Source organism: Pseudomonas sp. A39, from assembly GCF_058145955.1.
The window spans coordinates 17,715-41,560 of sequence record NZ_JBYVMD010000044.1 but is presented as its reverse complement, the minus strand read 5'-3'; the positions used below and the strand labels follow the sequence as shown (position 1 = coordinate 41,560).

Below are 23,846 nucleotides of genomic sequence, written 5' to 3'. Positions count from 1 at the left end.
AGGACGCCGCTCGCGCGGCCCTGCGCTACCTATTTCAGGGGATCAGCCGAGTGTGCAGCCCGTGGCTTCCACTGGCGGGAACGACTGGCCGGCGCTGAGCACTTTGGCCAGGTCATCCTTGTCGGCCATCTCGCTGCTGGCTTTGCCGATCAGCAGGTAGTAATCCTTGATCACCTGGTGGTCGCCGGCGCGGATCGATTCCTTGCCGGTGGGGCCTTCGAAACTCAGGCCCTGCATGGCCTTGGCCACGGTCGGCCCGTCGAAGCTGCCGGTGGCAATGATGGTGTCGAGCATGACCTTGGTGCTGATGTAATCGGCGGCCAGCGGGTAGGTCGGGTTGATGCCGTATTTGGCCTGGGTGAGCTTGACCAGCTCACGGTTGAGTGGGGTGTCGACCTGGTGCCAGTACTGTGCGCCGAGGTACACGCCCGCGAGAATGTCGCTGCCCAGTTCCTGGAACTGGTCGAGTCCGGCGGACCACACCAGCAGCACCTTCATGCGCTCCTTGATGCCGAAGTTGACCGCCTGGCGCAGGGTGTTGGACGACTGGCTGCCGAAGTTGAGCAGCACCAGCACATCGGGCTTGGCGGCGATGGCGTTGGTCAGGTAGCCGGAGAATTCCTGTTCCTGCAACGAGTGGTAGCTGTTGCCGATGTGTTCCAGGCCGTTGTCCTTGAGCACGGTCTTCGCACCTTCCAACAGCGCTTCGCCGAACACGTATTGCGGGGTGATGGTGTACCAGCGCTTGGCGTCCGGCAGCAACTTGATCAGCGGCACCAGGGTTTCGCGTATCGCGCCGTAGGTGGGCACCGACCAGCGGAAGGTCGCGGGGTTGCAGTCCTTGCCGGTGACTTCATCGGCGCCCACCGGGGTCATGAACACGCCACCGACCTTGTCCACTTCCTTGGCCACCGCCAATGCTGACGAAGACAAGGTGCAGCCCTGGAAGAACCGCGCGCCGTCCTGCTGGATAGCCTCCTGCACCTTGCGCACGGCCTTGCCGGCGTTGCCTTCGGTGTCGATGACCTTGTAGTTCAGCGGGCGGCCGAGCAGTTCGGGGTGTTGCTCCACCGCCAGGCGCGAACCCATGTCGGCAAACTTGCCATAGCTGGCAAAGGCGCCGGACATGGACTTGAGGCCGTAAAAGGTAAAGGGCTCGGCGGCGAATGCCGACCGTATGCTCAGCGGTAGGCTGAGGGCGGCGGCTGCGGTGAGGCTGGCTTTCAACAACGTACGACGCTGCATGGGGGTGACTCCCTGGTTTAGTTATTGGCAGGAGTGGCAATGGCGATACGATGGAGCAAGGGCCTGTGGGCAGGCCTGTTATTGAATTGGGTGAAACGGTCTGAGGGTTGGAACCCGGTCAACTGTGGGAGCTGGCTTGCCTGCGATGGCATCGACTCGGTGTAACGGGAATACCGAGGTGCCTGCATCGCAGGCAAGCCAGCTCCCACATTGATTGGGTTTCCACCTCCAGGTTTGGGGCGTCTTCAGGGGCGGTGATCGAACTCCAATAGAAAATGCGGGCTGACTTCACCTTCCAGCGCGGTCATGTGGTGCTCGGCATCGCACATGTGTTCGTGCATCAGGCTGCGCACGGCGCTTTCATCCCCGGCCCGAAAGGCGATCAGCAACTGCTTGTGATAGTCCAGGTTGGCGGCATCGAACTGCTTGCGCTTGGGCTTGTAGGCTTTTTTCAGCACCACCAGGTCGCGCAACAGGTCGTTGAGGAACTGCGCCATGAAACTCAGCAGCGGGTTGGGGCAGGCCTTGGCCAGCAGGTTATGGAACTCCAGTTCCGCCAGGCGTTGCTCGCGTTGGCCGGCTTCGCTGTCTTCCGGGGCGCTGCAAAAATCCACGTTGTCTTGCAGGGCCTGGTAGTCGTCCTCGCTGAGGCGCCCGAGCACCGACACCGCCAGTTCCACTTCGATGACTTTGCGCAGTTGGTACACCTGCTCGCCGTCCAGATGCTGGAAGTGCAGGTAGTTGCGCAAGGCGCGGCTGGCCGGCTCGGTGCCGGCCTGGTTCAGGTAGGCACCGCCGCTGGGGCCCGTGCGCGTGCTCACCAGGCCTTCTACTTCCAGCGCCTTGAGCGCTTCGCGGGCCGAGCCCTTGGAGCATTGGAAGCTTTCCATCAGCTCGCGTTCGGTGGGCAAGCGGTCGCCGGGCTTCAAGGCGTCGGTGACGATGGAGCGCTTGACCGACTCGACAATCACGTCGGACAGCTTCTGGCGTTTGCGTCGTAGCGGGCGGCTTAGCATGGGTTCGATTTATCGTATTAATGCGGATAAATAGCACTTAATAACGATCAAGGAGCAGCGTCAACGCCGGGTGTCGTTTTCGGGGGCAACAGGTCGCAAACGGCTCGCTACTGCGCGTTGACGGAATCCAGGCAGCGAGTGGACTGCGGTGGTTGTTTGCCGTAGACCAGGAAGTCACCGACCCAGCGGTTGATACACCCGCTGTCGTCCTGCTTGGCGGGGTCTTTGAGGCGCAGTTGTTCGACCTGGGGCGCGGCCGTCTCGGCCTGTTGCGCATTGACCAGCACCATGCGCGCCACCCGCTCGGGGAACAGCGCTGCGTAACGGTTGCCCAGGCGGGCTGCATCGGCGTTGCCCAGGTAGAGCAGTTGGGCATCGCCGAGTTGGGTGCGCACGTACTCCAGGTCTTGAGCGGCCTGTTCGACGCCGTTTTCATTGCTGAGGTCGCGGGGGCTGAGTTCGATGACGTCGTAACGGTTGATCAGCGTGCGATAGGCCGGGTTGGCGTAGGTTCCCCAGAGACTCGTGAGGTGAATGACGAAGGTGCCGCCCTGATCACTGCGGGGCGCATCGCCGGCCAGCGCAAACAGCACGCCTTCACGGTTCAGCGGATCGCGTGCGCCGACGCGGGTGAGGTAAAGGCGCAGGTTGCCTTGCCGGGGGGACGCGTAGTTGCGCGGTACGGTCACGATGCCGCATTGGGTGCGTTGCATCACCTCGGGGTCCAGGCGTTCAACGGTGGGGAGCGGGCAGTCCAGCAGCCAGTCGATGGCGGTGGGAGGGATCAGCGGTTGAGCGTGGGCCAGGCCCGCTATCAGCCACAGGCAGGCGCACGTCAGGTGTTTTGCAGCAGTCATCGAGAGATCCCGGGCAACCGTGTGATAACGGCTTTTTTACCAAGGACCTTGGGTCGAGGAATGTAGGGTGAAAAGACGGAATGTGTACGAATTCGGAGTTTTGTTTATCGGATCTCCGTATGCCAGCCGCCGCCCAGTGCTTTGTATAGCGCGATGCTGGCCTGCAGGCGCGCCAGCCGCAGTTGCACGTTCTGGTCCTGGGCCGCGTACAGGGTGCGCTGGGTTTCCAGGACCGTGAGCAAATCCTCGGCGCCTGCCTGGTAGCGGCTTTCAGCGATCTGGAACGCGCTCTGCGCCTGTTGCAGTTCTTCACTTTGCCATTGGCGCTGCTGGTCGAGGCGGGTGATGCTGCTGAGGGCTTTTTCCACGTCGGCAAAGCCGTTGATGATCGCGCCGCGATAGGTGTGCAGCAGTTCATCCTGGCGGGCGCGGGCCTTGTCGCGTTCAGCGCTTAAACGGCCGTTGTTGAAGATCGGGCCGACCAGGCCGGCGGTCAGTGTGTAGTAGGGGCTGCGCAGGATATCCATGGCCTTGTAGGCATCTGAGCCCAGGGTTGCGCCGAGGGTGACGGCGGGCAGCATGGCGGCGCGGGCCACGGTGACGTCGGCTTGCGCCGCGGCCAATTGCGCCTCGGCCTTGGCGATATCGGGCCTGCGGCTGAGCAATTGGCTGGGCATGCCGGCACCGATGGTTGGCCAGGTCAGCGCCTGGAAGGGCTCGGCCCGCAGATTCAGGGCCTGCACCGGCTGGCCGAGCAGGGCGGCCAGGGTGATGCGGGATTCTTCGGCCAGTTGCTGGATCAGGGGCAACTGGCGTTGCTGGCTGGCCACCAGGCTTTTTTGCTGGGCCAGTTCGAGGGCGGTGGCGGAGCCGGCATCGTAGCGGGTCTGCACCAGGTCGAGCACGTTGCGGGCGTTGGCCAGGTTAAGCGCGGCGATTTGCTCGCGCTGGTGGGCGGCGAGGGTCTGGGCGTAGCGGTCGGCCACGCTGCTGAGCAGGGTCAGTTCCACGGTAGCCTGGTCAAACTCGCTGGCGCGCAGGCTGTGCAGGGCGCTGTCACGGGCGGCGGCGCGGCCACCCCAGAAGTCCACTTCGTAACTGGCCGTGAGGTTGGCGCCGAAGTTGTCGACGGCGTCATCGCTTTGTGACACGTCCAGGTCCGGCCCGCCCTGGCCACGCAGCAATTTCTGATGGCTGGTGGCGAGGTTGAACTTCACCTCCGGCAACAACGGTGCCCCGGCGATCACTGCACTGGCCTGGGCCTGGCGCACGCGGGCTGTGGCGGCGGCCACGTCGAAACTGTCACGGCGGGCTTGCTCGACCAGACGGTTCAACTGCGCACTGCCGAACTGTGTCCACCAGTGCTGGTTGGTGGCCTGCGCCGCGTCACGCTCGGCATATTGCCAGCTGGCGGGCGCAGCGATGCCGCTGTCGAGGGCGGGAGGGTGGCCGGCGCAGGCGCTGAGTAACACGCACAGGCCGGGCATGCACAGGGATCGTTTATTCACTGGTCAACGCCTTAACCGGATCGAGCCGGGCAGCTTTACGGGCCGGCATGAAGCCGAATACGACACCGGTGACCAGCGCGCAACCAAATGCGCCCATTACGGCCACCAGGGAAAACTGCACCGCCACCTTGGCCAGCACCAGCACGCCACCCACCAGCAGCGCCAGGGCAATGCCGCACAGGCCGCCGACGACCGAGAGCATCACCGCTTCGGTGAGGAACTGGCGCAGGATGTCGCGCTGGCGTGCGCCGGTGGCCATGCGGATGCCGATTTCGCGGGTCCGCTCGCGCACGGTCATCAGCATGATATTCATTACGCCAATGCCGCCCACCAGCAGGGAAATCGCGGCAATCGAACCGAGCATCAGCGACAGGGTGTTCTGCGTGCGCGCCTCGGCCTGGATCATGGCGGCGTTGTTGGTCAGCTCGTAATCGCGCTTACCGTTGTGCAGCGTTTGCATCAACTGGTCGATCGCCAACTCGGCCTCGCGCACCTTGCGCGCATCGGCCGCGGCGATCACCACGTACTCGGGGTTGTAGCTGCCGAACAGGCGCACGCTGGCGGCGGTGTAAGGGATGGCGATACGGTCGTCACTGTCCTTGTTACCGGAGCTGGCGCCTTTTTCCGCGAGCACGCCGATGACCTGGAACGGCACGTTCTCAATCAGGATGTACTGGCCGATGGGGTCGACCTCGCCCTTGAACAGCTTTTCACGCACGCGATGACCGATCACCGCCACCGTGGCAGCGGCACGCTCGTCGGCGGCCGTGAAGTAATTGCCCTCGACCACCGGCCAATTGAAAATCGCCGGGAAATTGGTGTCGTTGCCGCCCACATAGGCCATGTAGTCGACGTTGCCGAAACGCACCCCGGCTTCGCTGCCGTTGACCGGCATGATGCGTTGCACCTGAGGCAAGGCCGCCAGTGCGTGGACATCGTTGAGGGTCACGATCCCCAGCGGCGTACGCGGGTTAGGCGAGGACCCGCTGAGGTAGATAATGTTGGAGCCGAACGCGCCCATCTGCGCCATGACCTGGCGCTTGCTGCCTTCACCCACCGCCAGCATCACCACCACCGACGCCACGCCGATGATGATGCCCAACAGGGTCAGCGCGGTGCGGAAACGGTTGATCCACATCACTCGCCAGGCGGCCTGTACCGCGTCCACCAGTTCGGCTTTCCACGCGCCATTGTGCTCGGCGCCGTCGGCCAGGCGTTGGCGCAGGTCCACGGCTTGCAGGGCGCCCGTTGAGGCGCCTGGGGCCGCGTCGCTGTCCTGGGCCGAGTCACTGATGATCAAGCCATCGCGAATCTCGATGATGCGGTTGGCCCGCGCCGCGACTTCGCGGTCGTGGGTGATCAGGATCACCACGTGGCCCTGGCTGGCCAGTTCGTCGAGCAGGGTCATGACCTCGGCGCCGCTGTGGCTGTCGAGGGCGCCGGTAGGTTCGTCGGCGAGGATGATGTGCCCGCCGTTCATCAACGCACGGGCGATGGACACCCGTTGTTGCTGGCCACCGGAGAGCTGGTGCGGGCGGTTGCCGGTGCGCTCGGCCAGGCCCAGGCGGGTGAGCAGGGCGCTGGCGCGGGCATGGCGCTCGGCGGCGCTGATACCGGCGTAGATCGCCGGCATCTCGACGTTTTCCTGGGCTGAACCCGAGGGAATCAAGTGGTAGCCCTGGAACACAAAACCAAAGGCTTCGCGGCGCAGCCAGGCGAGTTCGTCGCTGTCCAGGTGCGCGACGTTCTCGCCGGCGAACAGGTAGTCGCCGACGCTGGGACGGTCGAGGCAGCCGAGGATATTCATCAACGTGGACTTGCCGGAGCCGGAGGCGCCGACGATGGCGACGAATTCCCCCGCATGGATCGACAGGTCGATGCCGCGCAACACGTCGACCTGCGGGCTGTCGCCGCCGCCGTAGGATTTGCGGATGTTCTTGAGTTCGATCAGGGGCGTGGTCACCTCAACCCCCGTTGCCGTCGGCCGGACCGATCAGCAGGCGGTCGCCTTCGTTCAGGCCGTCGAGCACCTGTACGCGCAGGCGGTCGCTGATGCCCAGCCGCACGTGGCGCTCCTCGATACGACCGTTGTCGGTCACGACCCGGGCGATCTGCCTGTCGGCACTGGACGTGCCTTGCAGTGCGGCGACCGGTGCGGTGAGGGCATCCTTGACTTGGCCGGCGACGAAAAACACCTGGGTGGTCATTTCGGCCATCAACGCGTTGTCGCTGTTGTCCACGTCCAGCAGCACGGTGTACAGCACCACGCGGCCGCTGCCGCTTTTACTCGAGCTGTTGGGGCTGCCGCTGCCCTGGGTTTCATTCAATGGCTTGGGCGGGATCGGCAGGATTTGCCGCACCGTGCTGCTCCAGCGCCGGTTGCCGCCGCTGAGGGTGGTGAAATACGCGGTCATGCCAGGTTTGACGTGGCCGATATCGGCTTCCGAGACTTCCGCCCATACGGTCATCGGCGACAATTTGGCGATGCGCAGGATCAGCGGCGTCTGCTGCTGGGCGTTGAGGGTCTGGCCGACCCGCGCGTCCACCGCCACCACGGTGCCGGTCATCGGCGCGTAGATGCGCGTGTAGCCCAACTCGGCCTCATCGCTGCGCAGGCTGGCCTGGGCTTGCAGGATCTGCGCCTGGAACATGTCGACCCGGGCCTGGGTGGCGCTCAATTCAGCCTTGGCGGTTTGCACATCTTCTTCACGGGTGGCGTTGCCGGCGGCCAGGCGTTGCTGGCGCTGGTACTTCTGGCGTGCCAGTTCATGCTGGGCCTTTTGCTCCTGCAACTGGGCCTTGAGGTTTTCGATGGCGTAGCGGCTGGCGTCGAGCTTGGCTTTTTGCGTGGACGGGTCGATCTCCACCAGCAATTGGCCTTCCTGGACGTGGTCGCCGGCCTCGACGTGGATCTTGCGGATCTGCCCCGATGCCTGGGCCCCCACGTCCACGTAGCGGCGGGGTTGCAGGGTGCCCAGGGCGGTCACGCTGTTTTCGATATTGCCGCGGGTGACGGCGACGGTGGTGAGGGCGTCACGCCCGGGCGGCAGCACCTGCCAGGCCGCGACGGCGATGATGGGGATCAGGCACGCGATAGCGAGCAAGGCGCGTCGGGCAGGTCGAGGGCGTTTCATGCTTGGGTTTCCAGCCAGGAAAGTTCGGACCGCAGTTGCGGGGAGCTGACAAGTAAACGAGAGAAAGGCGCGGGGATTTAGGCGGTTACACAAGCAGTTACATCAGCCCTCGAAGAAAAAAAACCTCCGTTGATGCAAGTCTGCTTTAAAAGTAGATGAGAATTACTATAAATTGCACACATCCAAACTGCCATTACGTAAACGCCGTCTTTTTTTGTACTCAGGGACCTAATGCCGCCACCCGGCGGTCGGGAGTCATGTTGGAAAACTACTATCGCGAGCTGGTGTGTTTCCTCAACGCCAAGCTGGGCAACCGTCAGGTGGCCGAGGATGTGGTGCATGACGCTTATGTCCGGGTGCTGGAACGCTCCAGCGACACGCCGATCGAACAACCCCGCGCCTTTTTGTACCGCACCGCGCTCAATCTGGTGATCGATGGCCACCGGCGCAACGCCTTGCGCCAGGTTGAGCCCTTGGATGTGCTGGACAGCGAAGAGCGTTTCGCCGCCTGTTCGCCCCATACCACCCATGACCACAGCCAGCGCCTGGAACTGCTCGAGCGCGCCCTGGCCGAGCTGCCCCCTGCCTGTCGCGACAGCTTCCTGCTGCGCAAACTCGAGGGTTTGACCCATGTGCAAATTGCCGAACGCCTGTGCATTTCCCGCGCGCTGGTGGAAAAACACATCGTCAATGCCATGAAGCATTGCCGGGTGCGGATGCGCGAGTGGGAAGCCCACTGATCAATGATCAGTTAAATTTTATTTCATTGTCCTCGTTTCCTATCAACACATGACCTGTTGTGCAGGTCTTGAAGGTATTCCCGCCCCACCGCCAAGGGGCTTATCCAGAGGACACTGGAATGACACAGGCAATTGCTTCGCCCGCGGTTCACGACCTGATCGGTATCGGATTCGGCCCTTCGAACCTGGCGCTGGCCATCGCCCTGCAGGAGCGCGAAAAGGCCCAGGGCAAACTGGACGTGCTGTTTCTCGACAAACAGGCCGACTACCGCTGGCACGGCAATACCCTGGTGACCCAGAGCGAATTGCAGATTTCGTTCCTCAAGGACCTGGTGACCCTGCGCAACCCCACCAGCCCGTATTCGTTCGTTAATTACCTGAAAGCCCACGACCGCTTGGTGGACTTTATCAACCTCGGCACCTTTTACCCCTGCCGCATGGAGTACAACGACTACCTGCGCTGGGTCGCCGGGCAGTTCCAGGCCCAGGCGCGCTATGGCGAGGAAGTGCTGGCCATCGAGCCGATCCTGCATCAGCAGCAGGTCGAAGCCCTGCGCGTGATCTCCCGCGATGCCCTCGGCGAGCAGCATGTTCGCACCACCCGTTCGGTGGTGGTCAGCGCCGGCGGCACGCCGCGGATTCCCGAAGCGTTCAAGGCGCTCAAGGGTGACAGCCGGGTGTTCCACCACTCCCAGTACCTGGAGCGCATGGCCTCGCAGCCGTGTGTCGAGGGCAAGGCCATGCGCATCGCCATTATCGGCGGCGGCCAGAGTGCGGCCGAAGCCTTTATCGACCTGAACGACAGCTTCCCGTCGGTGCAGGTCGACATGATCCTGCGCGGCTCGGCACTCAAGCCCGCCGATGACAGCCCGTTCGTCAATGAAGTGTTTTCGCCGGCCTTTACCGACTTGGTGTTCCAGCAGGAGGGCGCCGAACGTGAACGCCTGGTGGCCGAGTACCAGAACACCAACTATTCGGTGGTCGACCTGGACCTGATCGAGCGCATCTACGGCATCTTCTACCGCCAGAAAGTCTCCGGCATCGCCCGCCAGGCGTTCCGCACCATGACCGTGGTCGAGAAGGCCACGCCAGGCCCGCTGGGCATTGAACTGGTGCTGCGCAACAACGCCAACGGGGAAACCAGCGTCAACCATTACGACGCGGTGATCCTGGCCACCGGCTACGAGCGCCAGACACACCGCGCCTTGTTGGCGCCGCTGGAAGGCTACCTGGGCGACTTTGACGTGGCGCGCGACTACCGCATCGTGACCGACGAGCGTTGCAACGCCGGCATCTACATCCAGGGTTTCAGCCAGGCCAGCCATGGGTTGAGCGACACCTTGCTGTCGGTGCTGCCGATTCGGGCGGATGAGATTGCGGCGTCGTTGTATGCGCTGGACCGTGGGCGCGGCAAGGGGCGGTCGGTGCAGGACTTGCTACTCGCTACCGCCAGCTGATCGTTGTGGCGAGGGAGCTTGCTCCCGCTCGACAGCGCAGCTGGAGCCGGCTTTTTTGGGGCCGCTCCGCAGCCCAGCGGGAGCAAGCTCCCTCGCCACAAACACGCGGTCCTACAGACGGCACTGGCGTGATGGTTGAGCTACTGGTACTGTACAAAAAACCAGTATCGGTAGCCCTCCATGCAGTTGATCGAAAAACTCAGCATCCTCGCCGACGCCGCCAAGTACGACGCGTCCTGCGCCAGCAGTGGCGCGCCCAAGCGCAGCTCCGAGGGCAAGGCGGGGCTGGGTTCCACCGATGGCATGGGCATCTGTCACAGCTACACCCCCGACGGGCGTTGTGTGTCGTTGCTCAAGGTGTTGCTCACCAATTTCTGTCTCTATGACTGCCAGTACTGCGTCAACCGCCGCTCCAGCGACGTGCCCCGCGCGCGTTTCAGCCCGGAGGAGGTGGTCACCCTGACCCTGGATTTCTACCGGCGCAATTGCGTCAGCGGGCTGTTTCTCAGCTCCGGTATCATCCGTTCGTCCGACTACACCATGGAGCAATTGGTGCGCGTGGCCAAACTGCTGCGCGAAGAACACGATTTTCGCGGCTATATCCACCTCAAGACCATCCCCGATGCAGATCCGGCGCTCATCGCCGAAGCGGGGCGGTATGCCGATCGGTTGAGCGTGAACATCGAACTGCCCACCGAGGCCAGCCTGCACACCCTGGCGCCGGAAAAACAGATCGTTTCGATCAAGCAGGCCATGCAGACCATCTACACCGGCGAGCAGACCGTGCTCAACGAACCGCGCGCCCCGCGCTTTGCCCCGGCCGGGCAGAGCACGCAGATGATCGTGGGCGCCGACGACACCGACGACAGCACCATTCTTCACGGAGCCGAGGCGTTGTACGGCAACTTCAAATTGCGCCGTGTGTATTACTCGGCCTTCAGTCCCATCCCCAACAGCCCGAAAAGCGTGCCCCTGGCCGCGCCGCCGCTGATGCGTGAACACCGTTTGTACCAGGCTGACTTCCTGCTGCGCAGCTACGGTTTCAGTGCGAACGAATTATTCGAAGGCCCCGGCCACCTGGCCCTGGACATCGACCCCAAGCTGGCCTGGGCCCTGGATAACCGCGACGTGTTCCCCCTGGACCTGAACCGCGCCGAACCGACCTTGATTGCGCGCATTCCGGGCATTGGCTTGCGTACCACCCAGCGCCTGGTGGACCTGCGTCGTGAACGCAAGATCCGCTTCGAAGACCTGGCGCGCATGCGCTGCGTGCTGGCGAAAGCCAAGCCGTTTTTCATCACCAGTGACTACCACCCGCAACAGGCCGACAGCACCAGCGTGTTGCTGCGCGAGCAATTGCGCGACCGCCCGCAACCGCAGCAAATGGGGCTGTGGGGATGATCAGCCTGGAATGCGACAACCTGTTCAGCACTTGGCGCGAACAGGCGCGCTGGCTGCTCAGCCATCAGGTCGACCCCAGCCAGGTGAGCTGGGGGGAGGCGGAGGTGGCGGACCTGTTTGCCACTGACCAGTCGATTCCCGAGGCACTGGGGCCTTTCCAGACGCGGGTGCCCAAGGCCCTGCTGCAGTTGCTGGAGTCGGCCGCCTGTTACCACGGCGACCAGCGCTGGAGCTTGTTGTATGAAGTGTTGTGGCGAGTCAGCCACGGCGACCGCACCGCAATGCTGGCCGGGGACAAGCTGGGCAGCGAGTTGCAGCGGCGGATCAAGCAGGTCAGTCGCGAGGCGCACCACCTGCATGCATTTGTGCGGTTTATCGCGTTGCCGGCCGGGGCAGGGCCGGAATTGCCCGAGTACGTGGCCTGGCATGAGCCGGCCCATGACATCCTGAAATCAGCCAGCCAGCACTTTATCGGGCGCATGGGTCGTCATCGCTGGATGATCGCCACGCCGTTGGATGGGGTTTACTACGATGGCGAACAGTTGATCCATCAGCGCGAGTGCCCCGAAGCGTGGCGGCAGCTGGCGCAGAATGTCGAGGATCCCCACAGTGCGATGTGGCTGACCTACTACAGCCATATCTTCAACCCGGCGCGGTTGAACCCCAAGGTCATGGAAGGGCATTTGCCGAGCCGGTTCTGGAAGAATCTGCCGGAGGGCAAGTTGATACCGGGGTTGATCAGTGAAGCGCGGACGGGGAAGCAGAAGGATGGGCAGGCCAGGCTGATCGGGGCCAGGCCCGGCAAGAAAATCTTAATCGGGCAAGGTTAAAAATGCAGGAGGGGCTGGTGTGGGAGGGGGCTTGCCCGCTCCCACATTAGATCTGCATCGTTTTGGAGCGATAGGTTCAGGCCAGCTCGGTGGCGGTGTTCTTGACCACCGCCAACTCCGGATGCGCCACCAGCTTATCAATGTGTAACTCATCATTGTTCAACCAAGTCTCCGTCAGCACCCGGTAGTGCTCCATGTCCCGGCAACGCATGCGCAGGCTGTAGTCAAACGGCCCGCTGATCAGTTGGCATTCGAATACCTGGGGGCAGGCCTTCACGCAGGCTTCGAAGGCCTTTTGCGCCGAGCGCCCGCTCTGGTTGGACAAGGCCACCAACACCAGCAGCGACAGCCCTGGCGAGACCATCTGCACATCGATGATCGCCCCATAGCCACGGATCACCCCGCGTCGCTCCAACTTGCGCACCCGCTCCAGGCAGGGCCTGGGGGTGAGGTGCACCAGCGACGAAAGCTTTTCGTAGGTGATACGGCCCTGGTGGCGCAGCACTTCGATGATGGCTTCATCAATGCGGTCCAGTACGGGGGCGGAATGGGGTCCGGAGGCCTTGGTATCCATGGGGTTCACTTCAAACGGTTGGAATAAATGGCGGCAAACCTTGCGTGTTTGCCTGACCCTTCACATGGTACGGCCTTCCTCCGTCAACGTCTGTATGCGCTCGGGGACGTGCCTGCACACCTCAGGCGCGCTTTTGCTGCTGCACGCGAGGCTGCTGGGCGAGTCGGGCAAACAAGTCTTTCGGGTCGGCGAGGTCCGGCACCAGCTCAAGTTCGCTGCCCACGTCCAGTGCCTTGGCCACATCCAATACATAACGCAGCGCCGAGTAGTCTTCGATGGCAAAGCCCACGGAGTCGAACAGGGTGATCTGGTGCGCGTTCTCACGGCCGGGCTGCTGGCCGTTGATCACTTGCCACAGTTCAGTCACCGGTGAGTCGTGCGGCATCTGCTGGATTTCACCTTCGATGCGGCTTTGTGGCTCGTACTCGACGATCACGCGGGCGCGCTCGACGATGCGTCGGTCCAGCTCGGTTTTGCCTGGACAATCGCCGCCCACCGCGTTGAGGTGCATGCCGGGTTCGATCATTTCGTCTGTGAGGATGGTGGCGTAGGCCTTGTCGGCCGTGACGGTGGTGACGATATCTGCGCCTTTGACCGCTTCGGCGACGCTGCCGGCCAGGATCACCTTGATGGCCGGAAAAGCCTTGAGGTTGTCGGCCAGTTTGGCGGTGGCTTTGGCATCGATGTCGAACAGACGGATTTCCGTGATGCCGAGCATGGCGTGGAAGGCCAGGGCTTGGAATTCACTCTGCGAGCCATTACCGATCAACGCCATGCTGCGGCTGTTCTCCCGCGCCAGGTAGCGGGCGACCAGGGCTGAGGTGGCGGCTGTACGAATGGCAGTGGTCAGGGTCATTTCCGCCAGCAGCACCGGCTTGCCTGTGTCGACATCGCCCAGCGCGCCAAAGGCCATCACGGTGAGCATGCCGGCCAGGGTGTTTTTCGGGTGACCGTTGACGTACTTAAAGGCATACAGCGACGCGTCGGACACCGGCATCAGCTCGATCACGCCATCCGGGGAGTGGTTGGCCAGGCGTGCGCATTTCTCGAAATCCTGCCAGCGCAGGTAGTCGGCGCGAATGTATTCGGCCATTTCGGTCAGGCAGGTTTGCAGGCCTTTTTGCGCGACCAGATAGCTGAGGTCATTGACGTCGATATAGCGGGTCATGGAAATGCTCCTTGTTATTGGAAGGCGGCCAGCGGTTTCTGCTGCGCACAGAGCGCCGTCATGGAGTGGGCCAGTGCGGTTATTGTGGCGGTTGTTGCGCAAGGATCTCGGCTGAAACTGGGGGGTGGCTCAGCCGGTAAAGCTGAAAAGTGGGGTCGGGCAGCCGAATCGGCTGTCGAGCCTGAGACGCGATCAAATAAGGGAGGGAGCGTGCTCCTTCCCACATTGCTACAGTGGCGACTCTGATAGCGCGGTCAGCCAGGAGGAGCCATGTCTACCGTTGTTCGTATTGCCCAGCCCGCCGATGCCGAGGGGATCAGCCAAGTGATTCTGGCGGCATTGCACAGCAGTAATGCGCGGGATTATCCGGCGGATGTGATTGCCCGGGTCGCCAGTAACTTCACGCCGGATGCGGTCCTGGCATTGCTTGAGCGCCGCGTGGTGCTGGTGGCGATTCAGGATCGGGTGATCGTGGCCACCGCCGCACTCGACGGCAGTGTGGTGCGCTCGGTGTTCGTCAATCCGGTGCTGCAAGGGCAGGGCATTGGGCGGCTGTTGATGATTGAAATCGAGTTACGCGCCCGCGAGGCCGGGGTCACGGTACTGAGCGTGCCGTCTTCGCTGACCGCCGAACCGTTCTATGCCAAGTTGGGGTTCCATACTGTGCGCGACGTCTACCACGGCAACGAGCGTACGTTGGTGATGGAAAAGGCGCTGCTGTCCAGGCATCCCATCGGGCCCTATCGCGACCGTCAGCATCGTGCGCAAGTGGTTGCGCTATGGCAGGAGGCTTTTGGCTACGAAACCGCCCATAACCTGCCGACCCTGGCGATTGATAAAAAGCTGGCCGTCAACGATGGGTTGTTTTTCGTGGCGACCGACAAAAAAACCGTGATCGGGACGATTCTGGCGGGCTACGACGGTCATCGTGGCTGGCTGTATTCGGTGGCGGTGCACGCTGACTATCGGCGTCATGGCCTGGGTTCGTCACTGGTACGGCATGCGGAACAGGCATTGACGGCGCTGGGCTGCATGAAGATCAACCTGCAGATCACCAGTGGCAATGAGGCGGTGGCGGGGTTTTACGAGGCGTTGGGGTATGGGGTGGAGCCGAGGATCAGTATGGGGAAGAAGATTGTTGGGAATATTCCGACTCGATCCTGAGAACACCTGAGCTCAAATGTGGGAGCTGGTAAGCCAGCTCCCACATGGGGTTGGGGCGTAGCTTGGTGTGGCTTAGACCTTGACGATCCAGCCCGCTGGCGCTTCAACGTCGCCGGTCTGCACGCCGGTCAGCTCTTTGTAGAGCTTCTGGGTGATCGGGCCGACTTCGGTCTCGCTGTGGAACACGTGCAGCTTGCCGTTGTACTGGATACCGCCGATCGGCGAGATCACCGCAGCGGTACCGCAGGCACCGGCTTCCTTGAATTGGTCCAGTTTGTCGATGAACACTTCGCCCTCGACCACTTCCAGGCCCAGGCGGGTCTTGGCCAGTTCGATCAGCGACAGGCGGGTGATGCCTGGCAGCACCGAAGGCGACTTCGGTGTGATGAACTTATTGTCGTGGGTGATCCCGAAGAAGTTGGCCGAGCCGACTTCTTCGATTTTCGAGTGAGTCATCGGGTCCAGGTAGATCGCATCGGCGAAACCGGATTTCTTCGCTTCGGCGCCCGGCATCAGGCTGGCGGCGTAGTTGCCACCGACCTTGGCGGCACCGGTGCCCTGGGGGGCGGCGCGGTCGAAGGTGGAGATCTGGAAGTTGTGTGGCACCAGGCCGCCTTTGAAGTAGGCGCCAACCGGGATGGCGAACACCGAGAAGATGAACTCCGGCGCGGTACGTACACCGATGTTGTCACCGGTGCCGATCACGAACGGGCGCAGGTACAGCGCGCCGCCACTGCCATACGGCGGGATGAAGCGCTCGTTGGCCTTGACCACTTGTTTGCAGGCGTCGATGAAGTCTTCGGTCGACACATGCGGCATCAGCAGGCGCGCGCAGCTGCGCTGCATGCGGGCGGCGTTCTGGTCCGGGCGGAACAGGTTGATCGAGCCGTCCTTGCAGCGGTAGGCCTTGAGGCCTTCAAAGCATTGCTGGCCATAGTGCAGGGCGGTGGAGCCCTCGCTGATGTGCAGCACGTTGTCGTCGGTCAGGGTGCCAGCTTGCCATTCGCCGTTTTTCCAGACCTGGAGAAACCGCTTGTCGGTCTTGATGTAGTCAAAACCCAGCTTGTCCCAATTGATGCTTTCGTTACCCATGACACCCTCTATCTTTGGTCAAGTCGGTTTTTTTTCTGAATGGGCGCAACAATACTGCATTCTTGGCTTGTGTGGGAGCCACTGGGTGGACGCCTTCAGCCTCTGTATTGACCGATCCACCGCTATCGGGGGCAAGCCCCCACCCCCATTTGGCATGCATTCCCCTGTGGGAGGGGGCTTGCCCCCGATGGCCTCCCCGCGGTTTTACAGGTGCAGCGCGTGGCCCAGCGCCCGCAGCGCAGCCTCCTGCACCGCCTCGCCGAGGGTCGGATGGGCGTGGATGGTGCCGGCCACGTCTTCCAGGCGCGCGCCCATTTCCAGGCTCAGGCCGAAGGCGGTGGACAGCTCGGACACGCCGGCGCCAACTGCTTGCCAGCCGACGATCAGATGATTGTCGCGGCGTGCCACCACCCGTACGAAGCCGGTTTTCGACTCCAGGGTCATTGCGCGGCCGTTGGCGGCGAACGGGAAACTCGACACGATGCAGTCCAGGCCGGCGGCCTTGGCTTCATCGGGTGTCTTGCCGACCACCACCAGTTCCGGGTCGGTAAAGCACACGGCCGGGATTGCCGCCGGGTTGAATTCGCGGGATTTACCGCTGATCAGTTCGGCAACCATTTCACCTTGGGCCATGGCCCGATGGGCCAGCATCGGCTCGCCGCTCAGGTCGCCGATGGCCCACACGTTGCGCATGCTGGTCTGGCAGCGGCTGTCGATTTTGACCGCCGCGCCGTTCATCTCCAGGTTCAGCGCCTCAAGGTTCCAGCCCTGGGTATTGGGGGTGCGACCCACGGCGACCAGCACCTGGTCGGTTTCCAGCGAGAGGGTGTCACCCTTCGGGTCACGTACCTGCAACTGGTTGTCGGCAAAACCGCTGACGCTGTGATTGAGGAACAGCTTCACCCCCAAGTGCTTGAGGGACTCGTTCACCGGTTGGGTCAATTCGGCGTCGTAGGCCGGCAGGATGCGATCCTGCGCCTCGACCACGCTGACCTCGGCGCCAAGCTTACGGTAGGCAATCCCCAGTTCCAGGCCGATATAGCCGCCACCCACCACGATCAGGCGCTTGGGCACCCGCGTTGGCGCCAGCGCCTCGGTGGACGAGATGATCGGCCCGCCAATCGGCAGCATCGGCAGGTTGACGCTTTTCGAACCAGTGGCCAGCAACAGGTGTTCGCACTGGATGCGCTGGTCGCCGACGTCGACGGTCTTGCCGTCCACCACCTTGGCCCAGCCGTGGATCACTTGCACCTTGTGCTTCTTCAGCAGCGCGGCGACGCCGGTGGTCAGGCGGTCAACGATGCCGTCTTTCCATTCCACGCTCTTGCGGATGTCCAGGGTCGGCACATCCACTTCGATGCCCAGGTGTGAACCCTGGCTGTGCTGGACTGTTTGCTGGAATTGCTCGGCCACATGGATCAACGCCTTGGACGGGATGCAGCCGATATTCAGGCAGGTGCCGCCCAGCGCCTGGCCTTCCACCAGGAGGGTCGGGATGCCCAGTTGGCCGGCACGGATCGCCGCCACATAACCGCCAGGGCCGCCGCCGATAATCAGCAGCGTGGTATTCAATGTCTGCGTCATGCCTTACTCCAGGAACAGGCTGGCGGGTTGTTCGAGCAGGCCGCGAATGGCCTGGATGAATTGCGCTGCATCCATGCCATCGACCACGCGGTGATCGAAGGAGCTGGAGAGGTTCATCATCTTGCGCACCACGATCTGGCCCTTGATCACCATCGGCCGCTCGACGATGCGGTTGACGCCGACGATGGCCACTTCCGGCAGGTTGAGCACCGGCGTGCTGACGATGCCGCCCAAGGCGCCGAGGCTGGTCAGGGTGATGGTCGAGCCGGACAGCTCGTCACGGCTGGCCTTGCCATTGCGCGCAGCAGTGGCCAAACGTGCGATTTCCTCGGCATTGCCCCACAGGCTGCGGGCCTCGGCGTGACGCACCACCGGTACCATCAGGCCCACGTCGCTTTGGGTGGCGACACCTACGTGAACCGCGCCAAGGCGGGTGATGACCTGGGCTTCGTCGTCGTAACGCGCATTGATCTGTGGAAAGTCCCGCAGCGCCACGACCATGGCTCGCACGATGAACGGCAGCAGGGTCAGCTTGCCACGCGTGGCGCCGTGCTTCTCATTGAGGTGCACGCGCAGTTCGTCGAGAGCGGTGACGTCGATTTCTTCCACGTAGCTGAAATGTGCGGCCCGCCGGGTGGCGTCCTGCATGCGCTGGGCGATCTTGCGGCGCATGCCGATCACCGGGATCTGTTCTTCGTCGTTGCGTTCGGCGTAGGGGTTGGCTGCGGTTTGGGTTTGCGTCGGACGCTGCTGCAAGTAAGCGTCCAGATCTTCGTGCAGAATCCGGCCCGCCGGGCCTGAGCCCTGGACCAGGCGCAGTTGAATCCCCGCATCCAGCGCATGTTTGCGCACGGCAGGGGAGGCCAATGGGCGTTCGTCGGCGGTACGGACCACCGGGGCCTGGGCTGCGACAACCGGAGCGGGTTGGCTTTCAACCACCACCGGTGCAGGCTTGGCTTGCACCACCGGGGCGGCCTTCGGCGCCTCCTTCACGACCGGCGCGTCCTTGGCGTTGCCCGCACCCTCCACTTCAATGCTGATCAAAATACTGCCCACGGCCATGACTTCACCCGGCTCGCCGCCGAGGGAAATCACCTTGCCATGCACCGGCGAGGGAATGTCCACCATCGCCTTGTCGGTCATCACATCCGCCAGCACCTGGTCTTCGACCACCATGTCGCCGACCTTCACATGCCACACCGACAGTTCAACTTCCGCGATGCCTTCGCCAATGTCCGGCATCTTGATAACGTGCGTGCCCATTCAGACCTCCATGACCCGTTTCAACGCCGCGCCCACTCGGGACGGGCCTGGGAAATACGCCCACTCCTGCGCGTGCGGGTAGGGGGTGTCCCAACCGGTGACGCGTTCGATCGGCGCTTCCAGGTGGTGGAAGCAATGCTCCTGCACCAGTGCGACCAGCTCGGCGCCAAAGCCGCAGGTGCGAGTGGCTTCGTGCACCACCACGCAGCGGCCGGTCTTCTTGACGGAGTTGACGATGGTTTCCAGGTCCAGCGGCCACAGGCTGCGCAGGTCGATGACTTCGGCGTCGATGCCGGTTTCTTCGGCGGCGACTTGCGACACATACACCGTGGTGCCGTAGGTCAGCACGGTCACGGCCGAGCCCGGACGCACGATGGCGGCCACGTCCAGCGGCACGGTGTAGTAACCGTCCGGCACTTGGGCTTGCGGGTGTTTCGACCATGGGGTGACGGGCCGGTCGTGATGGCCATCGAACGGGCCGTTGTACAGGCGTTTGGGCTCAAGGAAGATCACCGGGTCATCGTTTTCGATGGAGGCGATCAACAGGCCCTTGGCGTCATAGGGGTTGGACGGCATCACCGTGCGCAGGCCGCACACCTGAGTGAACACCGCTTCGATACTCTGGCTGTGGGTCTGGCCGCCGTAGATGCCGCCGCCGCAAGGCATGCGCATGGTCAGCGGCGCGGTGAACTGGCCGGCCGAGCGATAACGCAGGCGTGCCGCTTCGGAGATGATCTGGTCGGTGGCAGGGTAGACGTAGTCGGCGAACTGGATTTCGGCGACCGGGCGCAGGCCGTAGGCGCCCATGCCCACGGCCACGCCGATAATGCCGCTTTCGGAGATCGGCGCGTCAAACACCCGCGAACTGCCGTACTTGGTCTGCAAGCCTTCGGTGCAACGGAATACGCCGCCGAAATAGCCGACGTCCTGGCCGAATACCACCACGTTATCGTCACGTTCGAGCATCACATCCATGGCCGAGCGCAGGGCCTGGATCATGGTCATGGTGGTGGTGGTCATGGCGGTTTCCACTTCAATGCTGTTGTTGTGATCGTTCATGTCAGATCCCCAACGCTTGACGCTGGCGCTTCAAGTGCTCCGGCATCTCTTTGTAGACGTCTTCGAACATGGTCGCGGCGCTTGGAATCTGGCCGCCGGCAAGGGTGCCGTACTGTTCGGCTTGTTTTTGCGCCGCAATTACTTCGGCTTCAAGTTCGGCACTGACCGCCGCGTGTTCCTCTTCGGACCACTGGCCAATCTTGATCAGGTGCTGCTTGAGGCGGGCAATCGGGTCGCCGAGGGGGAAGTGGCTCCAGTCATCGGCGGGGCGGTATTTGGATGGATCGTCCGAGGTGGAGTGCGGGCCGGCACGGTAGGTGACCCATTCGATCAGCGTGGGTCCGAGGTTGCGGCGCGCACGTTCGGCAGCCCAGGCGGAAGCGGCGTATACCGCGATGAAGTCGTTGCCGTCCACACGCAGGGAGGCGATACCACAACCCACGCCGCGTCCGGCAAAGGTGGTGGCTTCGCCGCCGGCGATGGCTTGGAAGGTGGAGATGGCCCACTGGTTGTTGACCACGTTGAGGATCACCGGCGCGCGGTACACGTGGGCAAAGGTGAGGGCCGTGTGGAAGTCGGATTCGGCGGTGGCGCCGTCGCCGATCCAGGCGGAGGCGATCTTGGTATCGCCCTTGATCGCCGAGGCCATGCCCCAGCCCACGCCTTGTACGAATTGGGTGGCGAGGTTGCCGGAGATCGTGAAGAAGCCAGCGTCTTTCACCGAATACATGATCGGCAACTGGCGGCCCTTGAGCGGATCACGCTCGTTGGACAGCAACTGGCAGATCAGGTCCACCAAGGGCACGTCGCGAGCCATCAGGATGCTTTGCTGGCGGTAGGTGGGGAAGCACATGTCGTCGATGTTCAAGGCCAGGGCCTGGGCGCTGCCGATGGCTTCTTCGCCAAGGCTTTGCATGTAGAACGACATTTTTTTCTGACGCTGGGCGACGACCATGCGGTTATCGAAAATCCGCGTCTTGAGCATCGCGCGCATGCCTTTGCGCAGGATCTCGACGGGAACACCCTCAGCCCAGGGGCCGAGGGCCTGGCCCTGGTCGTCGAGCACGCGGATCAGGCCCTTGGCGAGGTCGGCGGTGTCGGCGGGTTCTACGTCGATGGCGGGTTTGCGCACCAGGCCGGCGTCGGTCAGGCGCAGGTAGGTGAAGTCGGTCTTGCAGCCTGGGCGTCCCGAGGGTTCAGGGACGTGCAGGCGCAGCGGTTCGTACGGCTGATTCATGGCTTCTACGCTCGATCTTGTGAATTTCTTGTAGTGGGCGCGCTAGCTGACAGTCAGTCTCCGGATAGGAGAAATCTTGTCCTACAACAATCATAGGCGGGGCGTAGAAGAATATTTATCTGTGTTTCATTGCGCTCACGATCATTTGCGGATAAAAAAACTGCATAAACATAATAAACAGGTGATTTTGTCTCATGCGCAAACTGGACCGTACCGATATCGGCATTCTCAACGCCCTGCAGGAGAACGCCCGCATCACCAACGCCGACCTGGCCCGCTCGGTCAACCTGTCGCCCACGCCGTGTTTCAACCGGGTGAAGGCAATGGAGGAATTGGGCCTGATTCGCGAGCAGGTCACCTTGCTGGACGCCGATCTGCTGGGGCTGCACGTCAATGTGTTCATCCACGTAAGCCTGGAAAAACAGAATGAGTTGGCGTTGCAGCAGTTCGAAGGCGCGATTTCCGACCGGCCCGAGGTCATGGAGTGCTACCTGATGGCTGGCGACCCGGACTACCTCATCCGGGTGCTGGTACCGACGATCCAGTCGCTTGAGCGTTTCATGATGGATTTTCTGACCAAGGTGCCGGGCGTGGCCAACATCCGCTCAAGCTTTGCCCTCAAGCAAGTGCGTTACAAAACCGCACTGCCACTGCCAAGGGACGGACTGATGGTTTGATAACGGCGCGCTATTACATTGGGTACTTTGATCGTTAGCTGGGTAACTAACTTCATCGTATTTTATTTTTTCGGCTAATAAAAAAAATGCGTAATCAGTCACGTATTTTTCACATGTGTTTTAACACATTAACCCCCATCAGGCCGTGAAGTTCGCGGTCCAGGAAAGGGGTGAGCCGCGATGTCCATGAGAGCCTTGAAGTTAAACTTTCGTACCACACTTTGTTTTGGTGTGGTGTGCCTCCTGCTGTTAGTACAAGGAGCCATGACGCTGATAAAAGTCGATAAAGTTTATTCGTCGACAGTTGAAATCGAAAACAATTGGCTCCCCAGTATCCGTTTGGCCGGTGAGATAGATTCTGCATTTTATAAACTTCGTCTTGACCTGCGTCGTTATGCCATGGAAACCACCCGCCAGGATCCGGCCTCCCTTGAAAAGCTTAAGGCGACGCGTACGGAAGTGCTCGACATTGCCGAGCGTTATGTGCCGTTTGTGTCGAGCCCCGAGGAGCAATCCACCTACAACGGGGCATTAGCCAGCATCAAGAACTACAGCCAGAAGATGGATGAGTTTCTCGCGCAGGCCTCCAGCCTGTCCGTTGAACAGATGTCGACCTACTTGCGTGATGTCAACGGACCTATCGCCCTGGATGTGCAACGTGCCATCCGTGAGCTGATCGCGTTGAATGAGAAGGGCTCCAAGGCGGCGGTACAAGTTGCCTCCGGCGAGTATGAAACAGCACGCTTGTTTACCTGGATACTGATGGTCGGCTCCTTGCTGATCACCGTCGTCATCGCACGCTTGTTTACCCGCAGCATCATTGCTCCGGTACGTGAATTGCTGGTGTCGACCGGCAAAATTGCCGACGGTGATTTACGTGTAGCCATTGCGATCAATGGCAATGACGAGCTGACGGCGTTGCAACGGTCTACCGCGTCCATGCAAATGAATCTGAAAAGTACCCTGCAGCACATCTCGGAAGCGTCCGGGCAGTTGGCGTCGGCGGCGGAGGAGATGAGTGCCATTACCCGCGAATCCAGTGCGGGGATCGAGCGCCAAAGCCTGGAGACGGACCAGGCCGCCACAGCCGTAAACGAGATGACGGCGGCAGTGGAGGAGGTCGCCCGCAATGCGGTGTCGGCGTCCCAATCGACGCAAGATTCCCAGCGCTCGGCCAAAATGGGTCAGGAGCGTGTGACGCAAACCATCGCCTCAATCGAGAAACTCAGCGCCACGGTGCAACAGACCGGCGTGGAAGTTGAAGGCCTGGCCAAGCAGGCTCAGGATATTGCACGGGTGGTTGAAGTGATCCGCTCGATTGCCGAGCAAACCAACCTGCTGGCGTTGAACGCCGCCATTGAGGCGGCCAGGGCAGGAGAACAGGGCAGGGGGTTTGCGGTGGTGGCCGACGAAGTGAGGGCACTGGCGCATAGAACGCAGACATCGACGCAGGAAATCGAGCAGATGATTGCCAAAATCCAGAGCTGCTCCAGCGAAGCGGTGTCCTCCATGGCGCTTAACCGCAACGAGGCGGTGGATTCCTTGAAGATCGCCCATGAAGCGGGCCTGGCCATTACACAGATCACCGAAGCCATCACGGATATCAATGAACGCAACCTGTTGATTGCGACAGCGTCCGAGGAGCAGGCCCATGTAGCCCGCTCCGTGGACCAGAACCTGATCAGTATCCGTGACCTGTCCATCCAGAGTTCTTCGGCGGCCGGCCAGACTTCGATTGCCAGTCAAGAGCTGTCAAGGCTGGCGGTGGACCTCAAGCAGATCGTGTCGAAGTTCTCCGTCGCCTGATAAAACCCGCGCAACATGGCGCGGCACGTAGGCC

At 62.2% G+C, this 23,846-nt stretch carries 20 protein-coding genes; 7 read left to right on the top strand and 13 right to left on the bottom strand.

Features of this window, described 5'->3' with window-relative positions; genetic code table 11:
- Nucleotides 1-42: 42 nt before the first annotated feature.
- From AC3ZU9_RS25645 to AC3ZU9_RS25620, 6 genes are all read right to left on the bottom strand, one after another.
- Nucleotides 43-1,245 (bottom strand): ABC transporter substrate-binding protein, encoded by a 1,203-nt coding sequence (locus tag AC3ZU9_RS25645; protein WP_064055283.1) that lies wholly within the window; start codon nucleotides 1,243-1,245, stop codon nucleotides 43-45.
- Between the two features lie 245 nt (nucleotides 1,246-1,490).
- A complete protein-coding gene (locus AC3ZU9_RS25640) occupies nucleotides 1,491-2,261 on the bottom strand; it encodes a FadR/GntR family transcriptional regulator (RefSeq protein WP_046036495.1) in 771 nt (256 codons plus the stop codon).
- A gap of 107 nt (nucleotides 2,262-2,368) precedes the next feature.
- A complete protein-coding gene (locus tag AC3ZU9_RS25635) occupies nucleotides 2,369-3,118 on the bottom strand; it encodes an alpha/beta fold hydrolase (protein ID WP_490091515.1) in 750 nt (249 codons plus the stop codon).
- Between the two features lie 104 nt (nucleotides 3,119-3,222).
- Nucleotides 3,223-4,626, bottom strand: coding sequence for an efflux transporter outer membrane subunit (locus AC3ZU9_RS25630; RefSeq protein ID WP_093541337.1), 1,404 nt, complete (start codon nucleotides 4,624-4,626; stop codon nucleotides 3,223-3,225).
- Nucleotides 4,619-6,589: a MacB family efflux pump subunit gene (locus AC3ZU9_RS25625; RefSeq protein ID WP_490091514.1), complete on the bottom strand. Its 1,971-nt coding sequence runs from the start codon at nucleotides 6,587-6,589 to the stop codon at nucleotides 4,619-4,621. Before AC3ZU9_RS25625 ends, AC3ZU9_RS25630 begins: the two co-directional genes overlap by 8 nt.
- A gap of 1 nt (nucleotide 6,590) precedes the next feature.
- Complete coding sequence (locus AC3ZU9_RS25620; RefSeq protein WP_015884770.1) at nucleotides 6,591-7,760, bottom strand: efflux RND transporter periplasmic adaptor subunit; 1,170 nt, start codon at nucleotides 7,758-7,760, stop codon at nucleotides 6,591-6,593.
- A 257-nt stretch (nucleotides 7,761-8,017) separates the two neighbouring features.
- Between AC3ZU9_RS25620 and AC3ZU9_RS25615 the strand changes: the two genes are divergently transcribed.
- From AC3ZU9_RS25615 to AC3ZU9_RS25600, 4 genes are all read left to right on the top strand, one after another.
- Nucleotides 8,018-8,500, top strand: a complete 483-nt coding sequence (locus tag AC3ZU9_RS25615; protein ID WP_064055287.1) for a sigma-70 family RNA polymerase sigma factor — start codon at nucleotides 8,018-8,020, stop codon at nucleotides 8,498-8,500.
- A 119-nt stretch (nucleotides 8,501-8,619) separates the two neighbouring features.
- Nucleotides 8,620-9,957: a lysine N(6)-hydroxylase/L-ornithine N(5)-oxygenase family protein gene (locus AC3ZU9_RS25610; RefSeq protein ID WP_015884768.1), complete on the top strand. Its 1,338-nt coding sequence runs from the start codon at nucleotides 8,620-8,622 to the stop codon at nucleotides 9,955-9,957.
- A 180-nt stretch (nucleotides 9,958-10,137) separates the two neighbouring features.
- Nucleotides 10,138-11,358 carry a putative DNA modification/repair radical SAM protein gene (locus AC3ZU9_RS25605; RefSeq protein ID WP_015884767.1) on the top strand — a complete coding sequence of 407 codons (1,221 nt, stop codon included), beginning with the start codon at nucleotides 10,138-10,140 and terminating at the stop codon, nucleotides 11,356-11,358.
- Entirely contained in the window at nucleotides 11,355-12,188 is an 834-nt protein-coding gene (locus AC3ZU9_RS25600) for a TIGR03915 family putative DNA repair protein (RefSeq protein WP_122811618.1), read from the top strand. The genes AC3ZU9_RS25605 and AC3ZU9_RS25600 overlap by 4 nt, the downstream gene beginning before the upstream one ends.
- A gap of 76 nt (nucleotides 12,189-12,264) precedes the next feature.
- On the opposite strand, the gene AC3ZU9_RS25595 is transcribed toward AC3ZU9_RS25600, so the two are convergent.
- Both AC3ZU9_RS25595 and ocd read right to left on the bottom strand, forming a co-directional pair.
- Nucleotides 12,265-12,762 (bottom strand): Lrp/AsnC family transcriptional regulator, encoded by a 498-nt coding sequence (locus AC3ZU9_RS25595; RefSeq protein ID WP_043205579.1) that lies wholly within the window; start codon nucleotides 12,760-12,762, stop codon nucleotides 12,265-12,267.
- 121 nt (nucleotides 12,763-12,883) lie between these two features.
- Complete coding sequence (ocd, locus tag AC3ZU9_RS25590; protein WP_015884763.1) at nucleotides 12,884-13,930, bottom strand: ornithine cyclodeaminase; 1,047 nt, start codon at nucleotides 13,928-13,930, stop codon at nucleotides 12,884-12,886.
- Nucleotides 13,931-14,200: 270 nt separating this feature from the next.
- Between ocd and AC3ZU9_RS25585 the strand changes: the two genes are divergently transcribed.
- A complete protein-coding gene (locus tag AC3ZU9_RS25585) occupies nucleotides 14,201-15,094 on the top strand; it encodes a GNAT family acetyltransferase (protein ID WP_250947912.1) in 894 nt (297 codons plus the stop codon).
- A gap of 72 nt (nucleotides 15,095-15,166) precedes the next feature.
- On the opposite strand, the gene AC3ZU9_RS25580 is transcribed toward AC3ZU9_RS25585, so the two are convergent.
- From AC3ZU9_RS25580 to AC3ZU9_RS25560, 5 genes are all read right to left on the bottom strand, one after another.
- Complete coding sequence (locus tag AC3ZU9_RS25580; protein WP_015884761.1) at nucleotides 15,167-16,186, bottom strand: branched-chain amino acid aminotransferase; 1,020 nt, start codon at nucleotides 16,184-16,186, stop codon at nucleotides 15,167-15,169.
- Between the two features lie 204 nt (nucleotides 16,187-16,390).
- A complete protein-coding gene (gene lpdA / locus AC3ZU9_RS25575; protein ID WP_122811617.1) occupies nucleotides 16,391-17,770 on the bottom strand; it encodes a dihydrolipoyl dehydrogenase in 1,380 nt (459 codons plus the stop codon).
- A gap of 3 nt (nucleotides 17,771-17,773) precedes the next feature.
- The gene (locus AC3ZU9_RS25570; protein WP_490091513.1) at nucleotides 17,774-19,033 is read right to left on the bottom strand and encodes a dihydrolipoamide acetyltransferase family protein; all 1,260 of its coding nucleotides are present in this window, start codon (nucleotides 19,031-19,033) and stop codon (nucleotides 17,774-17,776) included.
- A complete protein-coding gene (locus AC3ZU9_RS25565) occupies nucleotides 19,034-20,092 on the bottom strand; it encodes an alpha-ketoacid dehydrogenase subunit beta (protein WP_043205577.1) in 1,059 nt (352 codons plus the stop codon).
- Between the two features lies 1 nt (nucleotide 20,093).
- Nucleotides 20,094-21,329 carry a 3-methyl-2-oxobutanoate dehydrogenase (2-methylpropanoyl-transferring) subunit alpha gene (locus tag AC3ZU9_RS25560; protein ID WP_046035783.1) on the bottom strand — a complete coding sequence of 412 codons (1,236 nt, stop codon included), beginning with the start codon at nucleotides 21,327-21,329 and terminating at the stop codon, nucleotides 20,094-20,096.
- 194 nt (nucleotides 21,330-21,523) lie between these two features.
- Between AC3ZU9_RS25560 and AC3ZU9_RS25555 the strand changes: the two genes are divergently transcribed.
- Nucleotides 21,524-22,006: an Lrp/AsnC family transcriptional regulator gene (locus AC3ZU9_RS25555; protein ID WP_015884756.1), complete on the top strand. Its 483-nt coding sequence runs from the start codon at nucleotides 21,524-21,526 to the stop codon at nucleotides 22,004-22,006.
- Between the two features lie 180 nt (nucleotides 22,007-22,186).
- Nucleotides 22,187-23,812 carry a methyl-accepting chemotaxis protein gene (locus tag AC3ZU9_RS25550; RefSeq protein ID WP_490091512.1) on the top strand — a complete coding sequence of 542 codons (1,626 nt, stop codon included), beginning with the start codon at nucleotides 22,187-22,189 and terminating at the stop codon, nucleotides 23,810-23,812.
- Nucleotides 23,813-23,846 lie beyond the last annotated feature (34 nt).